At 65.0% G+C, this 10,004-nt stretch carries 18 protein-coding genes; all 18 read left to right on the top strand.

Features of this window, described 5'->3' with window-relative positions; genetic code table 11:
* Positions 1-11: 11 nt before the first annotated feature.
* The 18 genes from ACGFNJ_RS22260 (at position 12) to ACGFNJ_RS22175 (ending at position 9,868) form a co-directional block, all read left to right on the top strand.
* On the top strand, positions 12-437 hold the full coding sequence (locus ACGFNJ_RS22260; protein ID WP_393451224.1) for a hypothetical protein: 426 nt from the start codon (positions 12-14) through the stop codon (positions 435-437).
* Complete coding sequence (locus ACGFNJ_RS22255) at positions 434-628, top strand: hypothetical protein (protein WP_393451221.1); 195 nt, start codon at positions 434-436, stop codon at positions 626-628. The genes ACGFNJ_RS22260 and ACGFNJ_RS22255 overlap by 4 nt, the downstream gene beginning before the upstream one ends.
* Positions 625-831, top strand: a complete 207-nt coding sequence (locus ACGFNJ_RS22250; protein WP_393451218.1) for a hypothetical protein — start codon at positions 625-627, stop codon at positions 829-831. The genes ACGFNJ_RS22255 and ACGFNJ_RS22250 overlap by 4 nt, the downstream gene beginning before the upstream one ends.
* A complete protein-coding gene (locus tag ACGFNJ_RS22245) occupies positions 831-1,190 on the top strand; it encodes a hypothetical protein (RefSeq protein ID WP_393451215.1) in 360 nt (119 codons plus the stop codon). The genes ACGFNJ_RS22250 and ACGFNJ_RS22245 overlap by 1 nt, the downstream gene beginning before the upstream one ends.
* Positions 1,187-1,738: a WhiB family transcriptional regulator gene (locus tag ACGFNJ_RS22240; protein ID WP_393451212.1), complete on the top strand. Its 552-nt coding sequence runs from the start codon at positions 1,187-1,189 to the stop codon at positions 1,736-1,738. Before ACGFNJ_RS22245 ends, ACGFNJ_RS22240 begins: the two co-directional genes overlap by 4 nt.
* Positions 1,735-1,926 carry a hypothetical protein gene (locus ACGFNJ_RS22235; RefSeq protein WP_393451209.1) on the top strand — a complete coding sequence of 64 codons (192 nt, stop codon included), beginning with the start codon at positions 1,735-1,737 and terminating at the stop codon, positions 1,924-1,926. Before ACGFNJ_RS22240 ends, ACGFNJ_RS22235 begins: the two co-directional genes overlap by 4 nt.
* Complete coding sequence (locus ACGFNJ_RS22230) at positions 1,923-2,849, top strand: PD-(D/E)XK nuclease-like domain-containing protein (protein WP_393451206.1); 927 nt, start codon at positions 1,923-1,925, stop codon at positions 2,847-2,849. The genes ACGFNJ_RS22235 and ACGFNJ_RS22230 overlap by 4 nt, the downstream gene beginning before the upstream one ends.
* On the top strand, positions 2,846-3,502 hold the full coding sequence (locus ACGFNJ_RS22225; protein ID WP_393451203.1) for an NUMOD4 motif-containing HNH endonuclease: 657 nt from the start codon (positions 2,846-2,848) through the stop codon (positions 3,500-3,502). The genes ACGFNJ_RS22230 and ACGFNJ_RS22225 overlap by 4 nt, the downstream gene beginning before the upstream one ends.
* A 95-nt stretch (positions 3,503-3,597) precedes the next feature.
* Positions 3,598-4,353 carry a hypothetical protein gene (locus tag ACGFNJ_RS22220; RefSeq protein WP_393451200.1) on the top strand — a complete coding sequence of 252 codons (756 nt, stop codon included), beginning with the start codon at positions 3,598-3,600 and terminating at the stop codon, positions 4,351-4,353.
* Positions 4,350-4,562, top strand: a complete 213-nt coding sequence (locus ACGFNJ_RS22215; RefSeq protein WP_393451197.1) for a hypothetical protein — start codon at positions 4,350-4,352, stop codon at positions 4,560-4,562. Before ACGFNJ_RS22220 ends, ACGFNJ_RS22215 begins: the two co-directional genes overlap by 4 nt.
* A complete protein-coding gene (locus ACGFNJ_RS22210; protein ID WP_393451194.1) occupies positions 4,559-5,101 on the top strand; it encodes an HNH endonuclease in 543 nt (180 codons plus the stop codon). The genes ACGFNJ_RS22215 and ACGFNJ_RS22210 overlap by 4 nt, the downstream gene beginning before the upstream one ends.
* Positions 5,102-5,646: 545 nt before the next feature.
* Positions 5,647-5,793, top strand: a complete 147-nt coding sequence (locus ACGFNJ_RS22205) for a hypothetical protein (RefSeq protein ID WP_393451191.1) — start codon at positions 5,647-5,649, stop codon at positions 5,791-5,793.
* Positions 5,790-6,221, top strand: a complete 432-nt coding sequence (locus tag ACGFNJ_RS22200) for a hypothetical protein (protein WP_393451188.1) — start codon at positions 5,790-5,792, stop codon at positions 6,219-6,221. The genes ACGFNJ_RS22205 and ACGFNJ_RS22200 overlap by 4 nt, the downstream gene beginning before the upstream one ends.
* Positions 6,218-6,910: a hypothetical protein gene (locus ACGFNJ_RS22195; RefSeq protein WP_393451186.1), complete on the top strand. Its 693-nt coding sequence runs from the start codon at positions 6,218-6,220 to the stop codon at positions 6,908-6,910. The genes ACGFNJ_RS22200 and ACGFNJ_RS22195 overlap by 4 nt, the downstream gene beginning before the upstream one ends.
* Entirely contained in the window at positions 6,907-7,269 is a 363-nt protein-coding gene (locus ACGFNJ_RS22190) for a hypothetical protein (RefSeq protein ID WP_393451184.1), read from the top strand. Before ACGFNJ_RS22195 ends, ACGFNJ_RS22190 begins: the two co-directional genes overlap by 4 nt.
* Entirely contained in the window at positions 7,269-7,904 is a 636-nt protein-coding gene (locus tag ACGFNJ_RS22185) for a hypothetical protein (protein WP_393451181.1), read from the top strand. The genes ACGFNJ_RS22190 and ACGFNJ_RS22185 overlap by 1 nt, the downstream gene beginning before the upstream one ends.
* Positions 7,905-7,968: 64 nt before the next feature.
* On the top strand, positions 7,969-8,829 hold the full coding sequence (locus ACGFNJ_RS22180) for an HNH endonuclease (RefSeq protein WP_393452219.1): 861 nt from the start codon (positions 7,969-7,971) through the stop codon (positions 8,827-8,829).
* Positions 8,819-9,868, top strand: a complete 1,050-nt coding sequence (locus ACGFNJ_RS22175) for a hypothetical protein (protein WP_393451178.1) — start codon at positions 8,819-8,821, stop codon at positions 9,866-9,868. Before ACGFNJ_RS22180 ends, ACGFNJ_RS22175 begins: the two co-directional genes overlap by 11 nt.
* The last annotated feature ends 136 nt before the right edge of the window (positions 9,869-10,004 follow it).

Raw genomic sequence — 10,004 nt, 5'->3', positions numbered from 1 at the left:
TGGGAGGACGAATGAGCATCCGCGAAAAGATCGAATCCGTTGCCGTCGAACATGGTTGGACACTGGCCGTCCCGACGCAGATGTACGCGGTGTACATCCGTGATGAGTTGATCTGGTCTATCGAGCTCGGCAACGAGACGGGACCGCCATGGGCTCAGCTGGCGGTCGGTACCCGCCGGTGGGTGGTGCGCGCACCGGGACCCGTACTGAATACAGGACTGAAGTGGCTGGCCGACCCGTACACGGTCGTCAACTGGCTGACCCCGACCTCGTCCAATGGGATCGAGTGGTCTCCGTTGGCGGTGGACGCGACAGTGGTGCGGGTGTCGGCGTATGCGACCGAGCTCGATGATCTGCTCCAACGCGGCCTGATCGACGAGAGCTTCGCTGGTGTCATCGAGCGCCTGCGAGAGATCGTCCGGGAGGCCCAGCCGTGACCGATCCACTGATGGCTGCCGCCGAGAAACACCGCGCCGACGACGCCACCGTCCTGGCCGCGTTGCATGCCGTCGCTCGCCATGTCGAACGACTGCTCATCGACAACGACCCACGCATCCACGACATAGGAGCTGACCTGTCCGAGATCGTCATGCCTGCCCTCGCCTGCATCGGGGAGGTACGGCCATGAAAGGGCTGCTGCTGGAGCTGCTCGGTGACGCATGGAAGACCGTCGCCGCTGGGGTTCTGGCGTTCGTGCTGATCGCCATCGTCGGCCAGCGGCATGACGACGGCTACTCCTGCGCCCCCGTCGAGGACGACGGCGAGGACGTGCCCGAAGACCCTGACCGTCAACGGGATTGGCAGATCGCTGACGACATGGGGGTGATGTGATGGACCACTTCTGCCCTGCTTGTGCGCGCGAGTTCCGGCGCGACGCCAACCTGCAGCGTGCCCGCGCAACCACCAACCGATTCGACTGCCTCGACTGCGGTACCGCTATCGATGTCAGCGTCCTGCAGGTGGACGCGGCTGGCGGGGATGCCCGCCGACGGCTGCGAGGGGAGGGCCTGATGGTGGATCTCGAACCGCATTCCGACTACCTCACCGAAGCGCAGGCGCAGGCACTGGAGCTCGCGCTGACACGCATGGGGTTCGGCATCGGCCAGATAGGCCGGATGGTTAACGCCGCCTGCCAGTTGCCTGCCCAGTCGCCGTCCGACCTGAAGAAGAGGAAGCGGTCGCGCCGATGAACGCTGCCGATACCGAGTGGGGGTTGCGGGCCGCCTGCCACAACCATCCGGTGCCCGACATGTGGTTTCCCGACCACGGCACAGGCCCAGAGGCTCGGCGCATCTGTGTCGAGGAATGCCCGGTCCGGCGCGCGTGCGGTGAAGCGGCGATAGCCCGTGGGGAGAAGTTCGCCATCGCGGCGGGATTCAGATGCTCAGACCCGATGCAGCGAACAGCTCTGCGTCGATGGCTGGGGCTGCCTGTCACTGCCCAGAAGGGCGTCCCGTGCACTCGCTGCGGCCAGCTGTTCCAGGGCAAGAAACGCCAGTTGTGCCCTGACTGCAAGGGATTGACCGACGTGACACCGGTGCGCCAGCACGTGCACACGCTGCACTTCGACGAGGGGATGGCGATCACACGTATCGCCTCACTCGCCGATGTCGCGGCGACCACCGTGCGAGCGGTCCTGTTCGGAGTTGCGGGCAGCACCTGGCAAAACATGGACAAGGAACGCGCTCAACGCCTGCTCGCGGTGCAGCCTCCCGCCCGCAGCCGGGTGGCGTCATGAGCAGTCCAGTACGAGACGAGCCGTGGCGGCGCACCTGGTACGACGGCAAGTCCAGGCTGACGGTCACCCACGACTACGACGGGCGCACGTTCATCGCTGTCGATGACGAGAAGCGCGACGGGTTCGCCGCGTCTTTCAACCGCGCGACGCGGGCGGAGATCGCTCAATTCATCAGGGAGGGCTCATGACTGAGGTTCCAGCTGTGCACGACTGCCCGTTCTGCATGGGCGCGGGGTGCCCGCGGTGTGGAGGCGGGGAGGTGGACGACCGCGAGCTGTGTCAGGCGCCGTCCGAGCCCGGCATGTACGCCGACATCCCGAACGAGGTGTATCACGCCGACCGGAACTCGCTGTCCTCCTCCGGCGCCCGCCATCTGCTGGCCACCTGCCCGGCGCAGTTCCATCACGACCTGCACAACCCACGTGAGTACTCCCAGGACTACTTCGACGTCGGCACGGCGTTCCACACCCTCCTTTTCGGTGTCGGCCCCGAGATCGTCGAGATCAAGGAGAACGACTGGCGCAAGGACGCCGCCAAGGACGCGCAGGCGAAGGCGTGGGCCGACGGCAAGACGCCGCTGCTGTCCAAACAACTGCTGCAAGTCAAGGCGATGGTTGAAGCAGCGCGCGAGAACGACATTGCCGCCACCCTGCTGAGTGAAGGCATGGCCGAGCATTCCCTGTACTGGCGCGACAAGGAAACCGGTGTGATGCTGCGCGCTCGCCCTGACTGGATGTGCCGAAGCGGCAACCGGTTGATCATCGTCGACGGCAAATCGGCGGACACCTCTGCGCCCCAAGCTTTCTCGAAAGCAGCGGTGAATCTTGGCTACGCGATGCAGGGCGATTTCTACCGGCGTGGGGTGATCGCGCTGGGCATGGACCCCGACCCAGGGTTTCTGTTTCTCGTTGTCGCCAAGACCCTCCCGCACCTCGTGTCGGTGATCGAGCTCGACGCCGACGCCCTCGCCTACGGTGCCGCCCGCAATAGACGCGCCATCGACCTGTACGCGGACTGCCGTGAAACCGGCACCTGGCCGGACTGGGGCAGCGACGTGCACTTGGTTTCTCTGCCTCGGTGGACTTACCACGCAGAGGAGTCCTCTAGATGAATGAGGAATGGCGTGACGTCATTGGTCATGTAGGCCAATACGAGGTTTCGAACTTCGGCAGGGTACGGAGCATCCCAAGGACACGCAATACGGCCGACGGCCGACTGGTGCGATACGTCGGCAAAATGCTGGTGTTGCAAAGCGATACAAAGGGATATCGGCAGGTTTCACTCCTGCGCAAGACGCGAAGAGTGCATGTGCTTGTGCTGGAGGCGTTCTCGGGTCCACGTCCTATTGGCATGGTTGCCCGGCACCTGAATGGTGACGTGAACGACAACTCGATCGGGAATCTCGCATGGGGGACGCCGTCGGAGAACATGTACGACACCGTGCGTCATGGGTCGCATGTCTATGCCCGCCGCACGTGTTGCCCTCGCTGCGGCAACGCCTTTGACGAGGCCAACACTTATGTGACGACAACAGGCGCTCGCAAGTGTCGGCAGTGCACGAGATCTGCCCTGCGCGAATACAAGCGACAGCAGAGAGCCGCGTCTCCCAAGAAGGCGCCGAAGACCCACTGCATTAACGGTCATGAGTTCACTCCGGAGAACACGTTCACGCGGTCCCGCCCGCGGGGTGGTCGTGGGTGCAGGAAATGTCAGAGCGAGGCAAATGCGCGTCGCTACCAACGCAGGAAGGCGACCCTGTCATGAGTTCCCCCGCCCGATATCAGCCGCTCGCCATCCAGCCCGGTCGGCCGGATGTCAGCCAGGCCACCGCGATCGAGCAGACCCGTGCGGTTGCAGAAGTGCAGGCCGCGATCGTCGTCGCCCAGCAGGTTCGCCGCGACACCGAACGCGCGGTCGCCGAGATGCGGGACTCGTGTCAGCGGATGGCGATGGCCGAGCGCGCCTTCTACGCGGTGAAGAACCGCGGCACCGGCCCCAGCGTCCATCTCATGAAGGAGCTGGCCCGTATCTGGGGCAACATCCAGTACGGGGTTCATGAGCTGCGCCGCGACGATGAGAAGGGCGAGTCGGAGGTTCAGGCGTTCGCGTGGGACGTCGAAACCAACTCCCGCAACTCCCGCACCTTCCAACAGCCTCACGCCCGCATGAAGTCCGGGAAGCGGGAGAAGCTGACCGAGCTGCACGACATCTACCTGTCGAACCAGAACACCGGCGCCCGTGCGGTCCGTGAATGCATCGACAACGTGCTGCCGAAGTGGTTCACGGAGGAAGCCCAAACCATCTGTCGCCGCACCCTGGAGCACGGGGAAGGCGTTCCGATGGAGGAACGCAAGCAGAACATGATCGCCAGCTTCCGGGGGATCGGTGTCAAGGTCGATCAGCTGGAAACGAAGATCGGTCGTCAGCGTGGCCAGTGGACGGCTGCCGACCTCGCGCAGATGGGTGTCCTGTTCACCTCGATCACTCGCGACGGTTTGCCGAAGGACGAAGAGTTCCCGCCTGCGCGGCTGACGGCTGAGGATATCGCGAAGGGGCGCGGGAAAAGCGTTCCAGCGCAGGAGGAGTCCGCGCCCGCCGAAGGCGAGGGCGCATGAGCAGCCATCGAGAGGCGGCCCAGACCGCGTTGAACGCCCGCGACTTCGCCGCGGCGAACGTCCACGCCCTGCTTGCTCTCGCTGACGAACAGCGGATGGCCAACCTCATAGCCGCCCGCAACTCCGGCGTCCCACTGATCGGGTACCAGCGGGACGCGATCGAGGCATTCGTGCGAGGCCAGCTGGAGCGGATCGAGGCGGGGCTGTGAGCGTTCACCCCACCGCCGCCAACCTGATGCGCCAGATGTGGCCCAAGAACCAACGCGAACAGAAGGCGCCGAAGCAGCCGAAGGGGCTGCGCCGCAGAGCCAAATCCGATCCCTCCCGTGCTACGAGATCGGCTGTGAAGTCCCGCGCTCAGATGCGATGCGAGCGATGCGCGAAGGATCTGACCTGGGAGGGCGGCGAGATCCACCACCTCAAGAACCGTTCACAAGGTGGCGGCCATGAGCTGACGAACTTGGCGCTGCTGTGTCTCGAATGTCATGGCTGGGCAACAGCTCATCCTCACGCCGCGCATGAGGAGGGCTTCACCCTCTGGCACGGCGAGCAGCCCGGGTCTCGCCCGATCCTGTCCCAGCTGCACGGCCCGGTCTATCTGCTGGCGAATGGCGGTCTGGCACCGGCGGTGTGGCCACCGTGCCGCCGCTGTAGCCGTCCGCTGGCGCCCGGCTTCCGGTTCAGTGCTGGCGGGGACGGGCCGTATCACCTGGTGTGCGGCGATGCGATCGACGGAGCCGTGTCATGAGGATCGACGGGTGTTGGCGGCGGAGGCCCGCGCCCGGCAGAGCGGGAGCGCGGCATGGCCGGTAAACGTCAAAAGCGCTGTTGCGTGCCTGGATGCCCAACCGATGCCCTTACTCGTGGCTGGTGCGCCATGCACTACACGCGCTGGAGGAGGCACGGCGATCCGCTCGCCACCCGCTACCCGGCCGCCAGCAATCCCCATACGGCGTTCTTGCACTACATGCCGGAACCGCCACCGCGCCGCGGGTGCTGGTTATGGCGAGGATCCATTACCGAGAAAGGCTTTGGCGTGATCTCGATTGCAGGGAAAAGGCATGGGGTGCATCGCGTGGCCTACGAGGTGTTCCACGGCCATTCCCTTGAAGGCATGCATATCCGGCACACCTGCACCGGCAGCCGTGCATGCGTGCAACCTGCACACCTAATGATCGGGAGCTGGGTGCGCCCGGCACGATCGAAAAGTGCCGCGCGGGGTGCGGAATGAGACTGTATATCAAGCCTGGCGACAGGGTGAAGGTGATCAGGGATTTCGATCCGCCTCATCCCATGCGAGACACGACGCACTCCGAATGGGAGGGGGTCATCACCAGGGTCGGGCTGTACGGATTCACGCTGGGCGGCTCCTATCACGCATGGGATCCAGGACCGACCTGCACGCAACGGGTCGAACTGATCGAAGGAGCCGCCCCGTGACTGGGCCGGAGAAGTACCTCGACGTCACGGTGCCCGATCACATCCGATCCGTCTGGCAGACATGGGAGGCCGTGGAATGGCGGCTCTGCCAGCACTACAACAACAGCAACTTTTACCCGCCTGACCAGCGTTTCGGTGTCGACCGCCCTGACGGCATGTGCGCTGTGCATCGCAGTCAGTGGAGGCGCTGGCAGGGCCGTCGGTTCAAGGGGCAGTTGTGGCCGGGCCCGGTCCCGGGTTGCCGCTTGAGGACTGCGGATGGATGGAAGCAGTACCGCTCCGGCGGCATCGACTATTGGGAACGGGCGCGAGTGGAGTGGGACACCAAGACCATTGCGCAGATGAAGGCGATCGAAGAGCTGTGTTTGTCCGGTCGGTCCGCGCAGTGTGCGGGCGACCGTAGACGTCGGAGCGTGGTGTCGCTGTGACTGAGATACGGCACGGTTACACGCTGCAGCAAGTCGACATACTCGTGCGGTGCGGCGTCCTGCGTAACCCCTGGTATCAGGGGATCGACGCCGACGAGCGCTACGCGACCGGGTGGCATGCAGCGGTCGAGCTGCTCTATGTGAGCGAACAGCAGCCGACGCCAAGGGATCTCACGCACGCCGCCTGGTATGCCGCCGACAAGTGGACAGGGCGGAGCGCCGAAGAACATGGGGTGCCGCGAGCCCGTGGTGAGAGCTATCAAGGCCGCGACGACATGCCCCGCTTCCATGCCTACTGGTCTCGGCGCACCATCGGAGCGGTAGACGAGGCCGTAGTGGACCGGGTCGCGCTGCTGCAGATCTGGCCGCGCCTCAAGCCGATCCACCAGGAGGCGCTGCAGGCGCTGGCCGCGTACGAGGACTACAGGCAAGCCGCGGATGCTCTCGGGCTGCGATACCACACGTTCTGTGCACGAGTGAGGCTCGGCCGCAACAGGTTCCATGAACTGTGGCTCGAAGGTGAGACGCCGAATCGCCGATGGCGAGACCGCCGGATCTCTATGCCGGGCGGGCAGCGGATCAGCCTCTCGGCGCATGTGCGGAAACGGCGGCGGTCGGGAATCGCCGACGCGGTCGGTGTCGGCAAGACGAGTAACACCATCTGCTCGATCGAAGGAGCCACGTCGTGAGGTCCCTGGAGGAGATCGAGAAGGACGCCCGCCCGCATCCCGCGTTCAGCAATGGGACCTCGTGGGAGATCTGGGAAGCCTCCTGGTGTGCCCGATGCATGCGTGATCGCCCGTTCCGCAACGGCATTGTCCCGACTGGTTGCCCGCTGATCCTGGTGGCGATCTGCGGGGAGAAAACGCCTGTCGAGTGGTTGGAGCAGGCGGGGATCCAGGACTACGTGTGTATCGAATTCGAGCCGCCCGGCGGCGGTGGGGAGCCGCGGCCGAAACCTGAACCGCCGCAGGAGGGTCTGTTTCCTCGGCCTGAGCGCCAGACGCGGATGTTCGTGCAACCCACGCCGGTGGAGGTGTCGGGCTGATGGCCGAACAGAGCACCGACCTGAAGGCGATCATGCGCCGCGACGAACGGCACCGGAAGATGCTGAACGACCCCGACCTGACCGGCGACCTGCTGCTGTTCGCGCTCGGCTTGGACGAGGTGATCGCCACCCGCCAAGCACAGGGCCGCAAGACCTCCGGCAAGAGCTGGATGACTGCCATAACCAGGCTCGTCAGCGGCGACGAAGGCTACCGGCGATATTGGGCCAAACATGTCGTCGAGCGGGACGTACCCCGGTACGAGCCGAGCAAGAGCCGAGGCCGCGGTTGCATCGCGCCGATGATCCGCCGCGAAGGGTTGTGCGGTCAGCCCGGATCGACTCACGTCCTGGACCTCGATCCGATGACCGGCGAAGGAGCCGAGGGCTACCTGTGCGCGCGCCACCGCGGGCTCGAGGCGAAGTACCTCGCACTGAAACGGCAGTGGCATGCCAACGGTGAACCCTCCCCGTCGGCGAATACGGGTGGCGTGCTGCGCCGGTACTTCAACGCGGATTGGGACGGCATCTATCGGTGGGCGTCACCGTGGCGGGAGCCGTTGGAGGGCGGGCGTGAAGCGACCCCGCCACGTCCGACGCTGCGGCTGATTCAAGGCGAAGGGGAGGTGTCGTCGTGATGGTTGAACCGGAGCGTTGCGAGCCGGTGCACGCGGGCCGAGCAGAGATTTTGGAGATGACCTGATGGCTGTTAGCAAACGAGTCCGCTACGAGGTCCTGCGACGCGACGGCCACGCCTGTAGGTACTGCGGGAGCGCTGCTCCCGACGTCGTACTCACTGTCGATCACGTTGTGCCGGTCGCCCTCGGCGGCAGCAATGACCCGTCGAACTTGGCCACGGCGTGTCAACCCTGCAACGCGGGCAAGACGTCGACGACTGCCGATAGCCCCATCGTCGCCGATGTGGATGCCAGGGCGGCATTGTGGGCTGAGGCTATGGAGATAGCCGCTCATGGCCGCCGAGTAGCGCGAGATGAGCACAACGAGATGTGCGAGTTCCTCCATCACCATTGGGAGGGCTCTCGGCCGAATCGATGGTCCTCGTCGGAACTCCCTGCTGATTGGGAGAATTCGATTCGCGCGTTCATCGAGGCAGGTCTGGATGTCGAAGACCTCACCGAGTTGATGACAGTTTCCCTCACGACCAGGAGCGTGTCGGCGAAGTGGAAGTATTTCTGCGGATGCTGCTGGAAGCGCGTCCGGGAATCGCAAGAATTAGCGGCGCGGATCGTGACTCGGATGGAAGGCGGCGGAAGCGCCCTCGGTGATGAGCAGGCCGAGGCCGACGACAGCGGCTTCGATGAAGACTTCTACCGCTCGTATGCTGCGGACCGCTGGCAAGCCGCTTCGGAAATGTGGCTTGCTCGAACGGGAACGCGGATGCGGCCGTGCCGGTGCACAGAACCATGCAGCGACTATCAGTGCATCCTCGACGTCGCCTCCATGGCACTGGGCGCACTCCGCGGCGTAGACCAACTCATCGGGTACATCTCGGAAACGTCGGTCGCGACAGCACAGTTGACGGGGGCCGTCGATGGCGCGTGAGTATGCCCGCATCCGGTTGAGTCGCTGGGACGACAACGATTGGCTAGACCTGACACCGGCCGCCCAGCATCTCTATGACGTGCTGGCGACCGACCCGGACCTGTCGTATTGCGGTCGCGCGGACTGGCGTCCCAAACGGCTAACGCAGCGCGCCCGCGGGTGGACGGAAGCGGCCATTCTCACGGCGGCGGCCGAGCTGGAGCAAGAGCGGTTCATCTTGTTCGATCCCCTTACCGAAGAGGCTTTGGTGCGCAGTCTGATCCGCAGTGATGAGCTGCTGCGGAACCCGAAGATGGGCATCTCGGTGGCGAAGGCGTATGGGGCGTTGGCCTCTCGGACGTTGCGGGCGGCGGTCGTGACGGAGCTCCGGCGAGCGAAGGAGGAGCATCCCGAGTACAGCTCGTGGACGTCGCCGATGTCGTCGGAGCAGCTGGCCAGATTGGTGAATCTGCCTGGCCTCGATTCGGTCGGTTACACAAACCAGATTACCAATCACATTGGTGATGCCGGATCGGTCACGAACGCTAATGCGGATCAACCGGTTTCCGTAATACCGACCCAGGCCGGTATTACCAATGCGGATCGGTCCGTTTCCTACCTGCATACTGCATACCGCATACAGCAGCCCTACATACAGCAGCCAATTGGTGGTTACGTAACAGGGGAACCTCACTACGCGACGGCCGCAGCGAACGACCCCCCAGCCCCTCATTGCGAAAGCCATCCGGGCGGCACGCCGGAGCCGTGCGGTCCATGCGCCGACGCCCGCCGCCGGTGGGTCGCAGCGAATCTCGAACGCGACCAAGCCGCCGAGCGCGCCGCAGTCGAGCGCACCGAGGCTCACCGCCAAGCGAAACGCGAAGCCGCCGAACTCCGTGCCGCCGAGATCCGCCGGTGCGGAATGTGCGACGCAGACGGCTACCTCGACGACGGCCAGGGCGCACGAGCGTTGTGCGATCACCGGCCGCCGAGCCCGGACCGGCCGAGCCTGCGTCAGCAGTTCGAGGCGCTCAAGCGTGAGGCGGGCGCCGATGGCTAGCCCGGACCTGCACGTCCCCGGATCCCCAGTCGAGGTCACTCCCGGCTCCTGGCAGGCGACCTGCTCATGCGGTGAGGTATCGACCGGGGTCAAGGCCACTCAAGCGCAGGGCCGCAGTGCCTCTCATGCGGCCGCG

Source organism: Nocardia sp. NPDC049149, assembly GCF_043197455.1.
In the GTDB taxonomy this organism is placed as follows: Bacteria; Actinomycetota; Actinomycetes; order Mycobacteriales; family Mycobacteriaceae; genus Nocardia.
The sequence above is the reverse complement of the archived record's forward strand: the minus strand, read 5'-3'. Positions and strand labels throughout refer to the sequence as shown.

Coding starts and splice junctions, on each gene's coding strand:
- ACGFNJ_RS22260 (WP_393451224.1), top strand. CDS start 12: ATGAGCATCCGCGAAAAGATCGAATCCGTTGCCGTCGAACATGGTTGG.
- ACGFNJ_RS22250 (WP_393451218.1), top strand. CDS start 625: ATGAAAGGGCTGCTGCTGGAGCTGCTCGGTGACGCATGGAAGACCGTC.
- ACGFNJ_RS22245 (WP_393451215.1), top strand. CDS start 831: ATGGACCACTTCTGCCCTGCTTGTGCGCGCGAGTTCCGGCGCGACGCC.
- ACGFNJ_RS22240 (WP_393451212.1), top strand. CDS start 1,187: ATGAACGCTGCCGATACCGAGTGGGGGTTGCGGGCCGCCTGCCACAAC.
- ACGFNJ_RS22235 (WP_393451209.1), top strand. CDS start 1,735: ATGAGCAGTCCAGTACGAGACGAGCCGTGGCGGCGCACCTGGTACGAC.
- ACGFNJ_RS22230 (WP_393451206.1), top strand. CDS start 1,923: ATGACTGAGGTTCCAGCTGTGCACGACTGCCCGTTCTGCATGGGCGCG.
- ACGFNJ_RS22225 (WP_393451203.1), top strand. CDS start 2,846: ATGAATGAGGAATGGCGTGACGTCATTGGTCATGTAGGCCAATACGAG.
- ACGFNJ_RS22215 (WP_393451197.1), top strand. CDS start 4,350: ATGAGCAGCCATCGAGAGGCGGCCCAGACCGCGTTGAACGCCCGCGAC.
- ACGFNJ_RS22205 (WP_393451191.1), top strand. CDS start 5,647: ATGCGAGACACGACGCACTCCGAATGGGAGGGGGTCATCACCAGGGTC.
- ACGFNJ_RS22185 (WP_393451181.1), top strand. CDS start 7,269: ATGGCCGAACAGAGCACCGACCTGAAGGCGATCATGCGCCGCGACGAA.
- ACGFNJ_RS22180 (WP_393452219.1), top strand. CDS start 7,969: ATGGCTGTTAGCAAACGAGTCCGCTACGAGGTCCTGCGACGCGACGGC.
- ACGFNJ_RS22175 (WP_393451178.1), top strand. CDS start 8,819: ATGGCGCGTGAGTATGCCCGCATCCGGTTGAGTCGCTGGGACGACAAC.